The sequence below is a fragment of the Mesorhizobium sp. M0514 genome (genome assembly GCF_040321145.1).
Taxonomy (GTDB): domain Bacteria; phylum Pseudomonadota; class Alphaproteobacteria; order Rhizobiales; family Rhizobiaceae; genus Mesorhizobium.
Genome location: NZ_JAMYQZ010000107.1, coordinates 1 through 18,067, shown reverse-complemented (window position 1 = coordinate 18,067; position 18,067 = coordinate 1). Strand labels below are relative to the sequence as shown.

Annotated in this window: 24 protein-coding genes; 13 read left to right on the top strand and 11 right to left on the bottom strand. The window is 63.7% G+C overall.

Features of this window, described 5'->3' with window-relative positions; all coding sequences use genetic code 11:
- The 6 genes from NKI61_RS28815 to NKI61_RS28790 all read right to left on the bottom strand — a co-directional run.
- Window positions 1–686, bottom strand: a 686-nt coding sequence (locus tag NKI61_RS28815; RefSeq protein ID WP_502899937.1) for a DUF8806 domain-containing protein, incomplete at its 3' end; no start/stop codon positions are given.
- Window positions 683–1,387 carry an XdhC family protein gene (locus tag NKI61_RS28810; protein WP_023669076.1) on the bottom strand — a complete coding sequence of 235 codons (705 nt, stop codon included), beginning with the start codon at window positions 1,385–1,387 and terminating at the stop codon, window positions 683–685. The genes NKI61_RS28810 and NKI61_RS28815, both read right to left, overlap by 4 nt.
- Before the next feature lie 2 nt (window positions 1,388–1,389).
- A complete protein-coding gene (locus NKI61_RS28805) occupies window positions 1,390–1,728 on the bottom strand; it encodes an XdhC family protein (protein ID WP_023690176.1) in 339 nt (112 codons plus the stop codon).
- 59 nt (window positions 1,729–1,787) lie between these two features.
- Entirely contained in the window at window positions 1,788–3,053 is a 1,266-nt protein-coding gene (locus tag NKI61_RS28800) for a vWA domain-containing protein (RefSeq protein WP_352841940.1), read from the bottom strand.
- 4 nt (window positions 3,054–3,057) lie between these two features.
- Window positions 3,058–3,987 (bottom strand): AAA family ATPase, encoded by a 930-nt coding sequence (locus NKI61_RS28795; RefSeq protein ID WP_352511262.1) that lies wholly within the window; start codon window positions 3,985–3,987, stop codon window positions 3,058–3,060.
- Window positions 3,984–4,511 (bottom strand): flavin reductase, encoded by a 528-nt coding sequence (locus NKI61_RS28790; protein WP_023669080.1) that lies wholly within the window; start codon window positions 4,509–4,511, stop codon window positions 3,984–3,986. The genes NKI61_RS28795 and NKI61_RS28790 overlap by 4 nt, the downstream gene beginning before the upstream one ends.
- A 179-nt stretch (window positions 4,512–4,690) precedes the next feature.
- Here NKI61_RS28790 and NKI61_RS28785 point away from each other — a divergent pair, with 179 nt between their 5' ends.
- Together NKI61_RS28785 and NKI61_RS28780 are read left to right on the top strand one after the other, a co-directional pair.
- The gene (locus NKI61_RS28785) at window positions 4,691–5,761 is read left to right on the top strand and encodes a branched-chain amino acid ABC transporter substrate-binding protein (RefSeq protein WP_352841939.1); all 1,071 of its coding nucleotides are present in this window, start codon (window positions 4,691–4,693) and stop codon (window positions 5,759–5,761) included.
- Window positions 5,761–6,780 (top strand): P1 family peptidase, encoded by a 1,020-nt coding sequence (locus NKI61_RS28780; protein WP_352841938.1) that lies wholly within the window; start codon window positions 5,761–5,763, stop codon window positions 6,778–6,780. Before NKI61_RS28785 ends, NKI61_RS28780 begins: the two co-directional genes overlap by 1 nt.
- A 7-nt stretch (window positions 6,781–6,787) precedes the next feature.
- Here the strand turns inward: NKI61_RS28780 and NKI61_RS28775 are convergent, their stop codons facing one another.
- Window positions 6,788–7,042 (bottom strand): DUF2171 domain-containing protein, encoded by a 255-nt coding sequence (locus NKI61_RS28775; RefSeq protein WP_023669083.1) that lies wholly within the window; start codon window positions 7,040–7,042, stop codon window positions 6,788–6,790.
- Window positions 7,043–7,179: 137 nt separating this feature from the next.
- Between NKI61_RS28775 and NKI61_RS28770 the strand changes: the two genes are divergently transcribed.
- The 4 genes from NKI61_RS28770 (at window position 7,180) to NKI61_RS28755 (ending at window position 10,524) form a co-directional block, all read left to right on the top strand.
- The gene (locus tag NKI61_RS28770; protein ID WP_352841936.1) at window positions 7,180–7,905 is read left to right on the top strand and encodes a DUF2259 domain-containing protein; all 726 of its coding nucleotides are present in this window, start codon (window positions 7,180–7,182) and stop codon (window positions 7,903–7,905) included.
- Between the two features lie 101 nt (window positions 7,906–8,006).
- Entirely contained in the window at window positions 8,007–8,426 is a 420-nt protein-coding gene (locus NKI61_RS28765) for a hypothetical protein (protein ID WP_352841941.1), read from the top strand.
- A gap of 59 nt (window positions 8,427–8,485) precedes the next feature.
- Window positions 8,486–9,787 (top strand): adenylosuccinate lyase, encoded by a 1,302-nt coding sequence (purB, locus tag NKI61_RS28760; RefSeq protein ID WP_352841935.1) that lies wholly within the window; start codon window positions 8,486–8,488, stop codon window positions 9,785–9,787.
- 8 nt (window positions 9,788–9,795) lie between these two features.
- Window positions 9,796–10,524, top strand: coding sequence for a metallophosphoesterase family protein (locus NKI61_RS28755; protein ID WP_352841934.1), 729 nt, complete (start codon window positions 9,796–9,798; stop codon window positions 10,522–10,524).
- A 15-nt stretch (window positions 10,525–10,539) separates the two neighbouring features.
- Here NKI61_RS28755 and NKI61_RS28750 read toward each other — a convergent pair whose 3' ends face one another.
- The gene (locus NKI61_RS28750) at window positions 10,540–11,352 is read right to left on the bottom strand and encodes a VOC family protein (protein ID WP_352841933.1); all 813 of its coding nucleotides are present in this window, start codon (window positions 11,350–11,352) and stop codon (window positions 10,540–10,542) included.
- 194 nt (window positions 11,353–11,546) lie between these two features.
- On the opposite strand from NKI61_RS28750, the gene NKI61_RS28745 reads away from it, so the two are divergent.
- Entirely contained in the window at window positions 11,547–12,101 is a 555-nt protein-coding gene (locus tag NKI61_RS28745; RefSeq protein ID WP_023708637.1) for an RBBP9/YdeN family alpha/beta hydrolase, read from the top strand.
- 19 nt (window positions 12,102–12,120) lie between these two features.
- Here the strand turns inward: NKI61_RS28745 and NKI61_RS28740 are convergent, their stop codons facing one another.
- Together NKI61_RS28740 and NKI61_RS28735 are read right to left on the bottom strand one after the other, a co-directional pair.
- Window positions 12,121–12,894: an HpcH/HpaI aldolase family protein gene (locus tag NKI61_RS28740; protein WP_352841932.1), complete on the bottom strand. Its 774-nt coding sequence runs from the start codon at window positions 12,892–12,894 to the stop codon at window positions 12,121–12,123.
- 127 nt (window positions 12,895–13,021) lie between these two features.
- On the bottom strand, window positions 13,022–13,342 hold the full coding sequence (locus NKI61_RS28735) for a DUF1476 domain-containing protein (RefSeq protein ID WP_023669091.1): 321 nt from the start codon (window positions 13,340–13,342) through the stop codon (window positions 13,022–13,024).
- A gap of 275 nt (window positions 13,343–13,617) precedes the next feature.
- On the opposite strand from NKI61_RS28735, the gene purC reads away from it, so the two are divergent.
- The 5 genes from purC (at window position 13,618) to NKI61_RS28710 (ending at window position 16,515) form a co-directional block, all read left to right on the top strand.
- Window positions 13,618–14,412, top strand: a complete 795-nt coding sequence (gene purC, locus NKI61_RS28730; RefSeq protein WP_013532127.1) for a phosphoribosylaminoimidazolesuccinocarboxamide synthase — start codon at window positions 13,618–13,620, stop codon at window positions 14,410–14,412.
- Between the two features lie 88 nt (window positions 14,413–14,500).
- On the top strand, window positions 14,501–14,743 hold the full coding sequence (gene purS, locus NKI61_RS28725) for a phosphoribosylformylglycinamidine synthase subunit PurS (protein WP_023669092.1): 243 nt from the start codon (window positions 14,501–14,503) through the stop codon (window positions 14,741–14,743).
- A 1-nt stretch (window position 14,744) separates the two neighbouring features.
- Window positions 14,745–15,413, top strand: coding sequence for a phosphoribosylformylglycinamidine synthase subunit PurQ (purQ, locus tag NKI61_RS28720; RefSeq protein WP_352741343.1), 669 nt, complete (start codon window positions 14,745–14,747; stop codon window positions 15,411–15,413).
- A gap of 41 nt (window positions 15,414–15,454) precedes the next feature.
- Window positions 15,455–15,865: a hypothetical protein gene (locus tag NKI61_RS28715; RefSeq protein ID WP_023825111.1), complete on the top strand. Its 411-nt coding sequence runs from the start codon at window positions 15,455–15,457 to the stop codon at window positions 15,863–15,865.
- Between the two features lie 5 nt (window positions 15,866–15,870).
- On the top strand, window positions 15,871–16,515 hold the full coding sequence (locus tag NKI61_RS28710; RefSeq protein ID WP_352741341.1) for a Pr6Pr family membrane protein: 645 nt from the start codon (window positions 15,871–15,873) through the stop codon (window positions 16,513–16,515).
- 12 nt (window positions 16,516–16,527) lie between these two features.
- Here NKI61_RS28710 and NKI61_RS28705 read toward each other — a convergent pair whose 3' ends face one another.
- Window positions 16,528–16,773 (bottom strand): DUF1127 domain-containing protein, encoded by a 246-nt coding sequence (locus tag NKI61_RS28705; RefSeq protein ID WP_023700852.1) that lies wholly within the window; start codon window positions 16,771–16,773, stop codon window positions 16,528–16,530.
- 93 nt (window positions 16,774–16,866) lie between these two features.
- Between NKI61_RS28705 and NKI61_RS28700 the strand changes: the two genes are divergently transcribed.
- Window positions 16,867–18,067 (top strand): aminotransferase-like domain-containing protein (locus NKI61_RS28700; protein ID WP_352841930.1); only part of this gene is annotated, 1,201 nt, incomplete at its 3' end.

Sequence of the window (18,067 nt, the reverse complement as noted above, 5' to 3'; positions counted from 1 at the left end):
ACCATGTCGTTGTCGCGCGCCAGCGCGGCCGCTGCCTCGGCTACAGGCGCGATCTCGTGCGGCGTGCGGCGCTCCGTCGTCAGCCGGCCGCCGGAGCGTGCCAGCCGGGCCTCGGTGACGCGCAGCGTCTTGTCGAGCACGCTGGCCTTGATGCCGGGCAGCATCGTCTGAATGACGCCGATGCGCACCGGCTGATAAGCGTTGACGGCGAAGATCTCGCCACCGGCGCAGATTTTCACCACCTTGTCGACCAAAGCTGAGGCGACGGCGAAGGGGATGATCTTGACCGTCGCCACCATTTGCCCCGTCTCGACCGGCGCGTGCTGCGCCAGCGTGGCGATGGTGATGGTCGGGTCGACCGCATTGATGGCGTCGATCATGGCGGCATCGACGGTGAAGAGACCGGCGGCCTTGGCATGGAGGTTGACGCGGCCGGTCGCGGCAGGTTTTGCCTCGATGTTGCGGTGGGCCATGCTGGCAGCAATCTTTTCGGCCGCCGCATCCTCGCTGAGGTCATCGGCGGCAAGCACCGCCACGACGATCTCGGTAATGCCGGCCGCCTTCAGCACCGCCACGTCCTGCGTGCTGAGCCTGTGCGCCTTGCGGAAACGCCGCTCGCCCGCCGTCGTGGCATGCGCCAGCACCGCGCCTTGCGCCTGATCGATCGGGATCGGCCCGAACTTCACGCCGCCGCGCCTTTGGCTTCGAGACCGCGCGAGCGAAAGGCGTGGATCGTCTGCGCCAGGATGGCGACGGCGATCTCGGCCGGGCTCGCCGCGCCAATGTCGATACCGATCGGTGCGTGGATGCGGGCGATCTGGTCGGCGCTGGCGCCGAGCGCCAGCAGGCGCTCGACGCGCCTGGCGTGTGTTTTGCGGCTGCCGAGTGCGCCGACATAGAAACAGTTGGCGTCGAGCGCGGCCTTCAGTGCGAAATCGTCGATCTTCGGATCATGGGTGACGGCGGCCAGCGCCGTATAGCTGTCGAGCGGCTGGCGTTTCAGCACATCCTCCGGCCATTCGGCATGGAGTGCTACATCGGGAAAACGGTCCGGGGTGGCGAAGGCGGTGCGCGGATCGACGATCTCCAGGGGATAGCCGGCGATCCTGGCCATCGGCGCCAGCGCCTGACTGATATGGACGGCGCCGACTACCACCAGGCGCGGCTGCGGCAAATGCGCGTTGAGGAAGAAGGTGCGCCCTTCAGCCTCGACCGAACCCGAATTGCCGGTGCGGAAAGCCTTGGCGATCGCTTGACCGAGATCGCCGGCAACCTGGTCGCCTTCTCGCACGATGCGGTCGCGGCCGTCGCCGAGATCGGTGACCAGGATCGCCGCACGGCGGGCACGGCGTTCGGCATTGAGGGCTTTGAGAGCGTAGGGATCCATGCCTAACCGAGCCGCTCCACATAGACCTTGATGCGGCCGCCGCAGGATAGGCCGACCTGCCAGGCGGTTTCGTCGGCAACGCCGAATTCCAGCATCTTGGCTTTCCCCGAGTCGATGACGTCGATCGCCTCGCTCACCACCGCGCCCTCGACGCAGCCGCCCGAGACCGAGCCGTGGAAATTGCCTTCGGCGTCGATGATCAGATGGCTACCGACCGGCCTCGGCGCCGAACCCCAGGTCTCGACCACAGTGGCGATGGCGACATCCTTGCCGTCCTTCATCCAGCCTTCCGCGATGATCAAGGGGTCGCGGGCCTCATCGAGATAGATGCTGTTGTCCATGATCGCTTGCCTCAAAGTCTGTTTTTCTCTGGGAGCCTGTTTTTCGGAATCCAATATGGCTATGCGGCGCACCTGACACCAGCGTCCAGCCAGCGACGTGGATCGACCGAAGCGGTCGATTTCTTGTCCAGCGAGGCGCAGAGGTCGGCCAGCGCATCGAGATTGTGTACCGAGCGGAACTCGTCGACATGAGGCAGCATCGCTCTGACGCCGCGGGCGCGCGCCTCGAAACCGTCGAAACGCAGCAGGGGATTCAGCCAGATCAGCCGCCGGCAGGATTTGTGCAGGCGCTCCATCTCATCCGACAGTCCGGTGACATCGTCGCGCTCCAATCCGTCGGTGATCAGCAGCACCACCGTGCCCTGCCCCAGCACGCGGCGTGACCACTGCTTGTTGAACTCCGCCAGCGTGCCGCCGATGCGGGTGCCGCCCGACCAGTCCTTCACCGCCGCCGAACAATCGGCGAGGGCGGCATCGGGGTCGCGATGGCGCATCTGCCGCGTGAGATTGGTCAGTCGCGTGCCGAAGACGAAGGTGTGCACGCGCCGCCGTTTTTCGGTCAGCGCATGCAGAAAGTGCAGGAAGATGCGCGTGTACTGGCTCATCGAGCCGGAGATGTCGGCAAGCACGACCAGCGGCGGATGGACCTCGCGGGCGGAACGGAATTTCGGCAGGATCAGTTCGCCGCCGGTTCGGGCGGCCGACCGCATCATGGCGCGTGGATCGATACGGCGGCCATGCAGGTCTGCCTTGAAGCGTCGGGTACGGACCATGTCGAACGGCAGCCGCAGCCGGGCAATCGCCTTCTTGGCGTCTGCCATCTCGTCGGCATTCATCTGGGCAAAGTCCTTGCCGCGCAGCACTTCATTCCCAGAGAAGGTTAGCCGGGCGTCGACTTCGATCTCCGGGATTTCCCTGACCGGCCGATTCTTCTCGTGGCCTTCGAACATGGCCTGGCTGACGCGGTTTTCTGCCGCGCGCGGCTTTTGCTTCTCCCTGGTGTCGGGCGCCACCGGCGAGAACATCGCCAGAAGTTTCTCGATCAGCTCGCGCGATTTCCAGAACAGCCGGAAGGCTTCGTCGAAAACAGGGTGATCCTCGTGCCGCGACACCAGCACGGCATGCAGCGTCCAGTAGAAATCGTCGCGCGAACCGATGCCGGCTGCCAGCACCGCCTCGATCCCATCCTTGACCGAAGCCGGCCCGACCCGCATGCCGGATTTGCGCAAGGTGCGGGCGAAATAGACGATGTTGTCGGCGATGCGCCCGTCTTCCGTCGCCTCTCCGGGGTCGGTCTCTTTGGGGTAAGCACCCGGCGCCTTCAATGCCCTACTCCGCCGCCGCCAGTTCGGCCTTGACCTCGTCGAGGATGCGCCGGCCCTCGCCCGCGCCGATGCGGGCAATGTCGTCCTGGTATTTCAGCAAAACGCCGATGGTGTCGGAGACGGTTTCGGGATCGAGCGCCACCTTGTCGAGTTCGGTCAGCGCGCCGGCCCAGTCGATGGTTTCGGCGACACCCGGCGCCTTGAACAGCTCGACCCGGCGCAGCTTCTGGATGAACGACACCACTTCCGCGGAAAGTCGGCTGTTGGCCTGCGGCACCTTGCGGCGCACGATCTCCAGCTCGCGCTCGGCATTGGGATAGTCGACCCAGTGATAGAGGCAGCGCCGCTTCAGCGCGTCGTGGATTTCGCGGGTGCGGTTGGTGGTGATGATGACGATCGGCGGCTCCTCGGCCTTGATCGTGCCGAGTTCGGGGACCGTCACCTGGAAGTCGGAGAGGATTTCGAGCAGGAACGCCTCGAACGCCTCGTCGGTGCGGTCGAGCTCATCGATCAGGAACACCGGGGCCGCACCCGCCTTGCCGGTCAGCGCATCGAGCACCGGGCGGCGGATCAGGTATTTTTCGGAGAACACGTTGCGTTCCATGTCGGAGCGGTCGACCTTGCCTGCCGCCTCCTCCATGCGGATTTCGATCATCTGCGCAGCGTAGTTCCACTCGTAGACGGCGGAGGAGACGTCGAGCCCTTCATAGCATTGCAGGCGGATCAGCCGGCGGCCGAGCGCCTGCGCCAGCACCTTGGCGATCTCGGTCTTGCCGACGCCGGCCTCGCCTTCAAGGAAGAGCGGCCGCTGCATGCGCAGCGACAGGAACAGCACCGTGGCCAGCGAGCGATCCGCGACATAGTCCGCGCCGGTCAGGAGATCGAGCGTTTCGTCGATCGTCCGCGGCACGGGGCGCGGTTTCAGCTCGGTCATTCTTTCTCCGTTGCCGCCTCTGCTCCGCTCTGCAGCACGTGGTAGTCGCGGGCGTGGTAGATCAGCGGCCGCAAATTATCGCCCATGCGCAGGCCTGTCACCTTGCCAAAAAGCACACGATGGGTGGCGAGATCCTTGGTATCGATCAATTCGCAGTCGAAAACCGCAAGAGCGCCCTTCAGGGTAGGCGCGCCCGTCGATATGACATCCCACTCGCCAAGCGCGAAACGCTCATCGGCCGACAGGCCGGTCAGGCCTGAAAACGCCACCGATAGGGGCTGCTGGTGCGAAGCCAGCGTGTTCAGCGCAAACCGGCCGTTTTGCACGAACAGCTCGTTCTTGGCATTCTCGCGGTTGAGACAGACGAGAACCGTCGGCGGCGTGTCCGACACCGAACAGGCGGCAATCACCGTCGTGCCGCGTTTGCCGGCGGCCCCGTCGGTGGTCACCACATGGACGTGGCCGGCAAAATGCGCCATCGCGTCGCGATAGGCCTGGGGCCCTATGTCGTTCAACTTCAACACCGATGATTTTCCATAAGCAGGAATCCAAGCGTTATATATGGCGGCACACAATAGGCCACAAGCGAAGTGGTTGACGCCAATCCGCAATTCCCGTGTTGCGCCTGGGACGGGCAGCCTTTAGGTCTTGGCGGAAGAGACGCTGGAAGCATGCGACCGGCACGGAGGAATTCGTCGTCAGAATGCGACCCCCAACAGCTGTAATAGCGGCACTGCTCTGGCTGCTGCCGGCAAGCGCCGGCGCGCAGACGCTGCTTGTCGGCGTCGCCGCGCCCCTGTCCGGTCCGTCGGCGATCCTGGGCAAGCAGATCGAGGCGGGCGCTGCCCTGGCAGCAGAAGCCAACGGCGCCGAGATCAGGACGGTCGACGATGCCTGCACCGCCGATGGCGGGGCTGCCGCCGCCAGGGAATTCGCCGCTGCGAAGGTCGATATCGTCGTCGGCTTCCTCTGCACCGAGGCGATCCAGGCGGCGCTGCCGATTCTCAAGGACGCCAACATACCGGTCATCACCGTTGGCGTGCGCACCGAAAGCCTGACCGATCGCCGCGCCAAAACCGGCTGGCCGGTCTACCGGCTGGGGCCACGCGGCGACGACGAGCGCAATGCGGTGGCCGGCATCCTGACCCGGCTGTGGCAGAGCGAATTGTTCGCCATCGTCGATGACGGGACCATCTATGGCCGCGAAATCGCCGAGACGCTGCGCGCAGCGGCCGAACAGGCGGCGCTGAAGCCGGTCTTCACAGACACGTTCCGGCCCCAGCTCGACAACCAGATCGGGCTGATCGGCCGGCTGAAGAAATCAGGCGCGACGCATGTCTTTGCCGGTGGCGACGGCGACGACATCGCCATTATGGGCCGCGACGCCGGCCAGCTCGAGGCCGGCATCGTCTTTGCCGGCGGCGAGAATTTGCGCACGCCACCCGGCGATGCGCCTTACGCCGTCGGCACGCTGATGATCGCGCCGCCGGAATGGGCCGATGTCGCCGATCCCAAGGTGCTGGCGGCGTTTACGGCCAAAAACATCGCGCCGGATGGCTATGCCTTGCCGGCCTATGCGGCGGTGGAGATTGCCAAGGCGGCCTCGGCCGCGCCCGAGACCTCGGGCAAGGGGCTGGCCGACGCGCTAACCGGGCACGATTTCACCACCGCGATCGGCCCGCTGCGGTTCGACGACAAAGGCGATCTGAGCCAAAACCTCTATCGCGCCTTCCGCTTCGACGGGACGCGTTTCGTGCCGGCGGAGACGAATTGATGTTTCGCACCGGGCCGCGCAATCTGATCACCGATGTCGCCGGCCTGCGCGTCGGCAACGCGTCGGACGCCAAGCTGAAATCGGGCGTCACCACCGTGCTGTGCGACGAACCGGCGGTCGGTGGCGTGCAGATCCTCGGCGGCGCGCCGGGTACGCGCGAGACCGACCTGCTCGAACCGCACAATTCCATCGAGGCGGTTCATGCCGTCGTGCTGTCGGGCGGCTCGGCCTTCGGCCTCGACGCCGCCTCCGGCGTTCAGGCAGCGCTGCGCGAAAAAGGCATTGGCGTCGATGTTGGCGGCTTTCGCGTGCCGATCGTGCCGGCGGCGATCCTGTTCGACCTGCGCAATGGCGGCGACAAGGATTGGGGCCGTTATCCTCCCTACCGCGACCTCGGCTACGAAGCCGCCCAGGCGGCAACAGTCGACTTTCCGCTCGGCACAATCGGCGCCGGCACCGGGGCGCTGAGTTCCCGGCTGAAGGGCGGCCTTGGCTCTGCCTCGACTGTGCTCGACAGGGGCGTCACCATCGGCGCGCTCGCCGCCGCCAACCCGACCGGCTCGGTAACGATCGCGCGGACCCGCTATTTCTGGGCGGCGCCATTCGAGATCGGGGATGAGTTCGGCGGGCTTGGCTATCCCTCGCCGATGCCGGACGACGCCAGGCGGATCCTGTTGAAATACCGCGACAAGCGTGTCGGTGGACAAGCCGAGGCCGGTGGCAACACCACCATCGCCGTCATCGCCACCGACGCCGTGCTGACCAAGGCGGCAGCCAAGCGGCTGGCCATTTCAGCGCATGACGGCTTCGTGCGCGCGATCTGGCCCGTGCACACGCCGGCTGACGGCGATCTGGTGTTCGCGCTGGCGACGGGCAAGAGCGGCATAGAACTCAGCGCCGACGATGCCGTCGATTTCTTTGCCGCCGCCGGCGCCACCATGGCGCGCGCAATCAGCCGCGGCATCCATGCCGCGACACCGGCCGAAGGCGATCTGTTTCCGGTGTGGTCGTCGCGCTGACTTTCAGTCAGGTCGGGTCGGACTCCTCTTCCTCGAAGCTGACCGCGACATCCGAATTCGCCGACAGCCACACTTTCTGGCCCTCGACCTCGGCAAGCAGGCTCAAGGGAATGTAGTGGTGATGCCCCTGATGGGCGCCCTCGCCGCTGTCGGCCTTGGTCAACTTGATCCGCTCGCCATCGACCCTGTCGACGGTGCCGATGTGAACGCCGTCGGCGCCGACCACTTCCATATGCTCGCGAATCTTGCTGGCCTCAGTCATGGGGTGTTCTCCTTTTGAAAACGATCGACGATAACAAACAGAGGCGAAATTGGATGCATCGCCTTTTGAATAGCACGATGTTTTGACCGTCTCGTGATAGGGAACGATCGAACCACGGCAGGCGGAGCGGAACCCCGATGCGAAATCTCGTCCTGATTGGCGTTTGCCTGCTGGTCCATCTGGCATCCGCCATGGCCGCCCGAGCGGGCGATGTCGCCGAGCTTGAAATCCTCGGCTTCAGCAAGGATGGCAGCGTCTTCGCCTTCGAGGAATATGGTGTGGCAGACGGTTCGGGCTTTCCCTATGCCAATCGCTACTACATCGACACCGCCGACGACACGTTCCTGAAGGGCACGCCAATCCGGGTCCGGCTGGAGGATGAGACCGCCTCGCTCGAGACGGCCCGTCAGCAAGCCAGGCAAAAAGGCGAAGCAATCATTGCCCAGGCCGAGCTTACCGCCAACCGCGGCATCACCGCCGGCTTCAACCCGGTGACCGAACTGTCGGCCGACCCGTTCCGCATGGTGGTCAACCCACGGCCGATCTTTTCGCCGGTCGACCCGCCGCTGGAATTCCGGCTCGACGAGATCGGCATGAACGACACCGAAAGCTGCCAGAGCCAGGGCGAGATCAACGGTTTTCGCTTGCTGCGGATCGAGGCCAGGGATGGCGGCCAGACCCATCTGCTGCATGAGGATAAATCGATCCCGAAAAGCCGTGGCTGCCCGAACGGCTACAGGATCGGCGCGGTGCAGACATTCTCGATGGACAGCATCAGCGCCTATGCGGTGCTGATCGCGGTGCGCCAATACGGCTTCGAAGGGCCGGATTTTCGCTGGATCGCCGTGACCGGACGCCTGTGACAGCGCTCGATCAATCCAGTTGGCGCAAGCGCGCCGGAAATCGCGTCAGCCGCGCCGTACCATCGACGGGCACGGCGCTTGTCGGCGCCTTGCTGTGGGCGATGGCCATGGGCGCCAGCGCGCTGACCGGCCTTTGGCTCGACAATTGGGAGACCCCGGAAAAGATCCGCTTCGTCGCCCTGCTGTTTGCGACCGGCGCGGCATTGGCCTTTCCCGTCGGGTTGTTCGCGGCGCGGCTGGTCTCGCTCGACCGGCACTGGGAGGTGGCTTTCGCCGCCGCCTTCGTCTGCCTGCTTGCCACGACGCTCGCCTTCACCGGCGGGTTGTTTGCGCTGCAATACCGCTCCTATTATGCCGAATGGCACGCGGAGGCCTTCACCGCCCGGTGGGCGTTCGAACTGGTCTTCACCTCGCTGACGGCGCTCTACCAGTTCGTGGTGCTGGGTATCAGGCTCTATTTTCCGCTCGGATTCATCGCGCTTGCCGCCGCCAGCGCGTCGTTTGCACGCCAGCAGCGTTGAGCATTCGGTCCGCCTCTGATAGGAGGCGCACTTAACCACCGACACATCAGGACTGACGGATGATCCCTCGCTATTCCCGGCCGGAAATGGTCGCCATCTGGTCGCCGGAAACCCGCTTCCGCATCTGGTTCGAAATCGAGGCCCATGCCTGCGATGCGCTGGCTGAGCTCGGCGTCATCCCCAGGGAAGCCGCCAAAACCATCTGGGAAAAAGGCGGCGCCGCCCAATTCGACGTCGGCAAGATCGACGAGATCGAGGCCGTCACCAAGCACGACGTCATCGCATTTCTGACCCATCTCGCTGAATTCGTCGGACCGGATGCGCGTTTCATCCACCAGGGTATGACCTCGTCAGATGTTCTCGACACCTGCCTTGCGGTGCAGCTCAGCCGCGCCAGCGATATCCTGCTGGCCGACCTCGACGGCCTGCTCGCCGCGCTGAAGCGCCGGGCCTTCGAGCACAAGGACACCGTCACCATCGGCCGCAGCCACGGCATTCATGCCGAGCCGACCACGTTCGGCGTCAAGCTGGCGCAGGCCTATGCCGAGTTCTCACGCTGCCGCGAGCGGCTGGTGCACGCGCGAGAGGATATTGCCACCTGCGCCATATCGGGCGCGATCGGCACCTTCGCCAACATCGATCCCTATGTCGAAGAACATGTGGCGAAAAAGCTTGGGCTGAAGCCGGAGCCGGTGTCGACGCAGGTCATCCCTCGCGACCGCCATGCCATGTTCTTTGCCACGCTCGGCGTCATCGCCTCGTCGGTCGAGCGGCTGGCGACCGAGATCCGCCATCTGCAGCGCACCGAGGTGCTGGAAGCGGAAGAGTATTTTTCGCCGGGCCAGAAGGGCTCGTCGGCAATGCCGCACAAGCGCAACCCGGTGCTGACCGAAAACCTCACCGGCCTTGCCCGCATGGTGCGCTCCATGGCCTTGCCGGCAATGGAGAATGTCGCGCTCTGGCACGAGCGCGACATTTCGCATTCCTCGGTCGAGCGCATGATCGGCCCGGACGCCACGGTAACACTCGATTTTGCGCTGTCGCGGTTGACCGGCGTCATCGACAAATTGCTGGTCTATCCCGACAACATGCTGAAGAACATGAACAAGTTCCGTGGCCTTGTGCATTCGCAGCGCGTGCTTTTGGCGCTGACGCAAGCCGGCGTCAGCCGCGAGGACGCCTACCGCCTGGTGCAGCGCAACGCCATGAAGGTATGGGAACATGGCGCTGATTTCCTTGAGGAATTGTTGGCCGACAGGGAAGTCACCGTAGCGCTGCCCGAAGCCGAGATCCGCGAGAAATTCGACTTGGGCTATCATACCAAGCATGTCGATACGATCTTCAAGCGGGTTTTCGGATAGGATCTTCCATGCGGCTGGCTGTCCTTTCCGACATCCATGGGAATCTGCGCGCGCTTGAGGCGGTTCATGCGCAGATCAAAGACGCTTCTCCCGACATCATCGTCAATCTGGGCGATTGTCTCTCCGGGCCGCTATGGCCTGAAGAAACCGCGCAATATCTGATTGCACAGAATTGGCCGACCGTGCGCGGCAATCACGACCGTGTGCTGGTCGAGCCGCCTGCTTCCGGGTTGGAAGACGTCGATGCTTTCACCCACCAATGCCTGTCCCAGGCGTCATTGACCTGGCTCTCGGCATTGCCGGTCACCCTGTCGCCTGCCCAGGACATCCTGCTTTGCCATGGCAGCCCCAGTGACGACGACGTGTTCCTGCTCGAGGAAGACGGAGGCAGCCACTTCCACCCGTCCAATGAAAAGCAGATCAGGCACAAGCTGGGGAGCGCCGGCGCCGGGCTGACCTTGTGCGGCCATACACATACGCCGCGCGTTGTGCGCTTGTCGGACAACCGGACAATCCTCAATCCCGGCAGCGTCGGCGTCCAGGCATTCCCCGGCCTGACCGTGACCGGCAGTCCGCATGCCCGCTACGCCCTCGCTACGCGCAAGGACGGACAATGGTCGTTCAGCCATCACGTGGTCAATTATGACTGGACCGAGACGTCCAGCCGCGCGACAGCCACCGGCTTCGACAGCTGGGCGCATGGGCTGCTGACGGGCTACGCCGCCAATTCCTTGTAAGAACCGAGCGGGCGCTCAGCCGGCGCCCGGCACGGTGCGGATCACCGTGCCCCACGGATCTTCCCGCGTGGTTTCAGCGGTTGTCTTGTCCGAGCGCATCTCGACCCAGGCCAGCCCTGAGCGGGACGGATCGCGGCGCCCGGCGCCGGCGCTGTGCCACGAATTGCCACCGACATGATGGTGGTAGCCTCCCGACGACAGGAACACCGCCTGCCCTCCATACTTAGCGACCGTGTCGAAGCCAAATTCGTCGTGCCACCAGGCCTCGGCATCTTCCGGCCGGCCGACGCGCAGATGGACATGGCCGATAATGCTGTTTTGCGGCGCGCCCTGCCAGCCGGCGTCACCGGCCGGCACGCTGCCAACCACGGCGGCCAGATTCAGCCGCTCGGTCGCCATGGCGATCTTGTCGCCGTTCCACTTCCACTCCTGCGGCAGACGGTCCCTATAGATTTCAATGCCGTTGCCTTCGGGGTCGGTCAGGTAGAGAGCCTCGCTGACCAGATGGTCGGAGGCGCCCTCGATGCGGATTTTGTTGGCGGCGGCATGGTTTATCCAACGGCCGAGATCGGCGCGGCTGGGCAGAAGGAAGGCGGTGTGGAAAAGGCCGGCGCTGCGCGGATCGTCGGGCTTGGCCGCTGCGTCAGGCTCGATCACCAGCAGCGGGCGCTCGGCAGCGCCCAGCGTGATGGCGCCATCGGCGCGGCTCAATTCCTGCAGGCCGACAACAGCCCGGTAGTAATCGGCAAGTCCTTCGGCGTCGCGCGCCTTCAGGCCCACGCGTGACACGCTGACGGGGGTCGTCGCGGCAAAAGGCAGTTCGCTCATAAAACTCTCCGTTCAGCGCATTATCCCAGGCCGCGCCACCAGTCTATTCTGTTGTTCATCTCTTCCTGCCTCAAATCGTCGATCCTGATCGTTCACACAAGATGGAAAGAATCGAACAGGTTGTTCACGATTGTGATGCACCGCATGCGTCAGCGCGGGTTGCACGAGACACGGCCGCTCGCTATCTCAGCGCCATGAAAGTCAAAGACGCAGATATTCTGATCGTGCCGGGTTACACCAATTCCGGCCCTGAACACTGGCAGACACGCTGGCAGTCGAAATTGTCGACAGCGCGTCGGGTCGAACAGGCGGAGTGGTCGAAGCCGGTGCGCGAGGACTGGACGGCGAGCGTGGCGAACGCTGTCAACGAGGCCGAGCGGCCGGTGGTGATCGTTGCCCATTCGCTCGGTGTGGCGGCCGCGGTGCAGGCCATTCCGCAGTTCAGGAAGCCGGTCGCCGGCGCGTTCTTTGTCGCACCGCCCGACGTCGCCAACCCGGAGATAAGGCCGCGTCACCTGATGACCTTTGGCCCCTATGCACGCGAACCGCTGCCCTTCCCGTCCATCGTCATCGCCAGCCGCAACGATCCGTTCTGCGCCTTCGAGGTTGCCGAGGACATTGCCGCTGCCTGGGGTTCGCTGTTCATCGATGCCGGCGAAACCGGTCACCTCAATGAGGATGCCGGCTTCGGCCCGTGGCCGGAGGGGTCGATGACCTTCGCGAAGTTCCTGACCGACCTCAAGGCCTGACCGGGCAAGGCACCACGCCTCAGCCCTTGATCGAATCGTTCATGCTTTTGATGAGTGTCTTTGCGCCGAGCGAAATCAGCGTATGGTCCGAGCCCATCGCCAGCAGCCGGTAACCCATCGCAACCACGCGGCCGGCAATCGCTGGCTCAACGACGTAGATCGCCGCATGCTTGCCGGCCTTGCGCGTCCGCTCGGCAATGGAAGCTACGGTTTCCATCATGCTTTCCAGCGTCGAATTGACGGTGGCGCCATTCGACCAGGCGATGGAGAAATCCGACGGACCGAGGAAGATGCCGTCAATGCCCGGCGTATCGAGAATGCCGTCCAGCGCATCGAGCGCGGCGCGCGTTTCGACCATGGCGAAGGCCATGGTGCGTTGATTGGTGTCGCGCAGCCACTCGGCGTGGTCGCCCTTGCCGTGGCGCGGAAAGGCATAGGTCGGGCCCCAGGAGCGCTCGCCCATCGGCGGATATTTCATCGCTGCGGCAAAGAGTTTTGCATCGGCCACCGAATTCACCATCGGTGCAATCACCGCCTCGGCACCGAAATCGAGGGCGCGGCTGGCCATGTCGAAGCGGCCGACCGGAATGCGCACCAGCGCCGGCTTGTTGGCGGCCAGCACCGGCACCAGGCCGCGCAAGACCGAGTCTTCGTGGTGTCCGCCATGCTGCATATCGAGGGTGACGGCGTCAAAACCCTGCTTGGCGATGATTTCGACCGTCAAAGCGTCCGGAACGCCGGACCAGGCGGTGAACAGCGTTTCATCCGCCGCCAGGCGTGACTTCAGGGACATGGGTGCTTTCCTCGTTGGGTAGAGCCTTGTAACAGGCCTACGCACAGTTTCAGCCGGAAAAGGCTGAAAAGGCAAAGAAAAACCGCCCGGCTGGACCGGGCGGTCGATTGGTCCAGCGCTACTCGCTCTAGGTGTTCTTGATCTGCTCGATCGCCTGCGCCATCAGTTCGTCCATGGTGCGGCGGATCTGGTGATCCGACTGGTCGACGCCGGCGGCGTCGAAATCCTTGCGGATCTTGCGGAATACGTCGTGATCGCCGGCTTCCTCGATGTCGGAAACCACAACTTCCTTGGCATAGGCGTCGGCGTCAGTGCCGGACTTGCCCAGCTTTTCGGCTGCCCACAGGCCAAGCGCCTTGTTGCGGCGTGCCGAAGCCTTGAAGCGAAGTTCTTCGTCGAAGGCGAATTTGCGCTCAAAACCCTCTTCGCGGTCTTTCATGCTGCTCATGGCTTCCCTCCGATGAATTCGATTCGCGTTGGCGATGGATATGTGTGCTGCCGCAGCACAAACCAAAAGGGCGCGGGCCGGTCAATATGCTACATCACTTGCTGCGCTGCGGCATTTCATTCCTGAAAGCGGTAGATGGGAAGGATTTGCCGATTGAGCAAACGCTGTGATTGGGATAGACCCGGCATTGAACCCCACCCGTCGCCGCACCAATTTAGGCAGACGGACAGGAACTGGTCGCTTGCCGCCTGCCCGCAAATCCAGAGAAAAATGAGATGAAAAATCGCCGCCGCATTTATGAAGGCAAGGCCAAGATCCTCTATGAGGGACCGGAACCGGGCACACTTATCCAGTTCTTCAAGGATGATGCGACCGCATTCAACAAGAAGAAACATGAGGTCATCGACGGCAAGGGTGTGCTCAACAACCGCATTTCCGAGTACATCTTCAACCATCTGAACCGCATGGGCATTCCGACCCACTTCATCCGCCGGCTCAACATGCGCGAGCAGTTGATCAAGGAAGTCGAGATCATTCCGCTCGAAGTGGTGGTGCGCAATGTCGCCGCCGGCTCGCTGTCCAAGCGCCTCGGCATCGAGGAAGGCACCGTTCTGCCGCGCTCGATCATCGAATTCTATTATAAGGCCGATGCGCTCGACGATCCGATGGTGTCGGAAGAGCACATCACCGCTTTCGGCTGGGCAAGCCCGCAGGAGATCGACGACGTCATGGCGCTGGCCATCCGCGTCAACGACTTCCTCTCCGGCCTGTTCATGGGTGTCGGCATCCAACTCGTGGATTTCAAGATCGAATGCGGCCGCCTGTTCGAGGGCGACATGATGCGCATCGTCGTTGCCGACGAGATCTCGCCGGATTCGTGCCGGCTGTGGGACGTGGCAACGCAGGACAAGCTCGACAAGGACCGTTTCCGCCGCGATATGGGCGGCCTCGTCGAAGCCTATCAGGAAGTTGCCCGCCGCCTTGGCATCATGAACGAGAACGAGCCGCCGCGCCCGACCGGCCCGGTGCTCGTCGCCTCGACCGATGGCCTCAAAGGCAAGCCGCACTAAGTCTTCATTTCTTGACGCAATTCCGGACGGAAAACCGCTTCACACTTTTCCTGGAATTGCTAAGTCTTCGAACAGGAACCTGTCCAGCATGATCAAGGCCCGCATCACCGTCACCCTCAAGAACGGCGTGCTCGACCCGCAGGGAAAAGCCATAGAGCACGCTCTGTCCGGACTGGGGTTCGGCGGCGTCGGCCAGGTGCGGCAGGGCAAGGTCTTCGACCTCGAGCTCTCAGAGACCGACAAGGCCAAGGCTGAAGCCGATCTGAAAGCCATGTGCGACAAGCTGCTGGCGAATACGGTGATCGAGAATTACGCGGTGGAGATCGCTTGATATGAAATCAGCTGTCGTTCTTCTCCCCGGCCTCAACCGCGACCGCGACATGATTGCGGCGCTGACCAAGATTTCCGGGCAGGCGCCGGCGACCGTCTGGCAGACCGACACCGAAATCCCCGATGTCGACCTGATCGCCATTCCCGGCGGCTTCTCGTTCGGCGACTATCTGCGTTGCGGCGCCATTGCCGCGCGCATGCCGGTCATGCGGGCGGTGGCGGAAAAGGCGGCCAAGGGCGTCATGGTCATCGGCGTCTGCAACGGGTTCCAGATTCTGGTGGAAGCCGGCCTTTTGCCCGGCGCGCTGATGCGCAATGCCTCGCTGAAATTCGTCTGCCGAGAGGTGAAGCTCGAAATCGCCAACGCCAACACCATGTTCACCCGCCGCTACCAGCCGGGTCAGATCATCCGCACGCCGGTGGCGCATCACGACGGCAATTATTTCGCCGACGCCGACACGCTTGCCCGTCTCGAAGGCGAAGGACAGGTGGTGTTTCGCTATGCCGAGGGCAGCAATCCCAATGGCTCGATGAACGACATTGCCGGTATCGTCAGCGAGAAGGGCAATGTGCTCGGCCTGATGCCGCATCCAGAAAACCTGATCGAGGCAGCGCATGGCGGAAGCGACGGCCGCGCCCTGTTCGAAGGCGCGCTCGGCGTCGCAGCCTGATATCTCTTCGAATTCCTTTCAAAACGCGGGGGCGGTTGACCATGAGACTGATGATTGTTCGCCTCGGTCCCCTGGCTGCTGCCGGCTTGGCGTTGGCGTCCTGCCAGTCCAGCCCGAAGAGCGCGCCGGTCCCCACGGGCAAGAGCGCTTCGCTGCTGGCCATGGAACAGGTAGCGATATCGGCCCACAAATGCTGGATCGCCAGCAAGGATCCCGCCTTCAAATCCTATCAGATGGCCAATGAGCTGAATTCGTTCAGCGGCACGCCCCGCTTCCTGCTGGTGCCGGCCAAGCATTATGGCGGCAAGCCGCTGCTGGTCGTCCAGGCGCAAGGCAATTCCAGCCGCGTCGACGTGTTCGGTCCGCTGATGGACGATCCGCTCGGCGCGCGCATCGGATCCGACGTTGCACGCTGGCAAACGGGCAATCCGTCGTGTAACGCGGCCGCCTGACGCCAGTGGGCCGCTTCCTGCAGATTGCGGGATTGATCATCGGTCTGGCCGGGCTTGTCCTGCAAGCGTGCATCACCATCCCGGCATCGATGGAAGCCGGCCGCAGTTTTCTCGGCTCCATCGTCTTTCTGTTCAGCTTCTTCACCATCCTGACCAACATCGGTGCGGTGCTGGTCCATGTCTCGCTGCTGTCGCCTTCGGGCTACGCCTGGCTGCCGGCCTTTGCCGGGCCGCGGATGCGGGCCGGCGTCGCCGTGTCCATCGCGCTTGTCTTCATCGTCTATGCGACGGTTCTGGCGCAGCTCTGGCAGCCGCAGGGGCTGTTGCTGCTCTGTGACGTGCTGCTGCACTATGTGACGCCGGTGCTGTTCGTGCTGTGGTGGCTTGTTGCAGGCGCTGACGGCAGGACACGCTGGAGCGACATTTCGTGGTGGATGGCCTATCCGATCGCCTATCTCGCCTATGCGCTGGCGCGCGCACCGATCGCAGGCGAAGTGCCCTACCCGTTCCTCGACGTTGCGAAAAACGGCGCGGCCAACGTCGCCCTGGCGGCGCTGGCCGTCACCGGTGTTTTCCTGGTGCTGTGCATCCTCGCCGTGCTTGCCGATAAGGGCGTCTCACGCCTCAGGGCTCCGGGCACACGCCGCTGACCAGACTACAAGTTAGTCCCAGAATCGCCTGATGCCTTCGCGGTGAGCGTCGTCACGCGACACACCGATGTCCCTGAGCTGCTCGTCGGTCATTTCGAGCAAAGCCAGGCGGCCGCGACGGCGCTCGATCAGCACGTCGATCCATCGCGCCAGCGATCTGACCACATGCACGATCCGGCCGACAAAGCCTCGCCGGCTGGACGGGCGCGGCCCGACCAATTCAATGCCCGCGCAGCGGATTGTCTCGATTGTATCCATTGTCTTTCTGCCAACCTTGCAAATTGTACCCATCTTGGTACGGTTCTGATATGCATTGACACCCGATCTGGTGCAATATACAGAATTGTCACCATGACAAATTGGCTCCCTGACCTCACCATCGGTTCCGGCCCGCTTTACCAGCGCCTTGCCGACAGCATCGAGTCGGACATCGACAAGGGCGCCATCGATGCCGGGGCAAAATTGCCGCCGCAGCGCGATCTCGCCTATGATATCGGCACGACGGTCGGCACGATCGGCCGAGCCTATCAGCTGCTGCGCGAGCGCGGCCTGGTGAGCGGCGAAGTCGGTCGCGGGACCTATGTGCTGGCGCAGCAATCGGAAGCGTCACCCGAATTCGCCGAGCCTGCCGTGCAAGGCACGCGCTATGTCGATGCGCCGCCCGGCAAGCTGCGTTTCGACAGCACTGCCGCGCCCGACATCGGCCAGGGCGCCATTGTCGCTGACATGCTCTCGCGCACGGTGCAGGATCACCCGCACGAGATTTCGAGCTACACCAGGGATTTTCCGGAGCGCTGGTTCGAGGCCGGCGCCCGCTGGCTGTCGCGCAATTCGTTCCGTCCGGCAGCCGACACCATCGTTCCCACGCTTGGCACACATGCCGCGGTGATGGCGGCGATTGCGGCACTGACCACACCGGGCGACTATGTCGCCTTCGAGCACCTCACCTATTCGCAGATCGCCCGCAGCGCCGGGCTGATCGGGCGGCGCATTGCACTTGTCGCATCGGACGTGGAAGGCCTCGATCCCGAGGATTTCGAACGCGTCTGCGCGCAAAAGCACCCGAAGATGATCTTCCTGATGCCGACGGTGCAGAACCCGACCCTGGCGATCCTGTCGGTTTCGCGCCGCGAGGCGATCGCCAGGGTCGCGCGCGCGTACAATGTCATCGTCATCGAGGACGATCTCTATGGCGGCCTGACCGAAGATCCGACGCCGCTCATCGCCGAATATGCACCCGAGCGCACCATTGTCGCCGGCGGTCTGTCGAAATCGGTCGCGGCAGGTGTTCGCGGCGGCTGGCTCTCCTGCCCGCCCGCCTATCGCCATCGCATCCGCGTCGCCCACAAGATGATGACCGGCGGGATGCCGTTCCTGCTGGCGGAGGTGAATGCGCGGCTGGTGCTGTCAGGGCAGGCTGGCGATATCCGCAAACGCAGCATTGCCGAAATTGCCGCCCGCATCGCCATCGTGCGCGAGACACTGGCGGGTTTCGCCTTCAAGTCACACGGCAGCGTGCCCTTCGTCTGGCTGACGCTGCCCGATCCCTGGC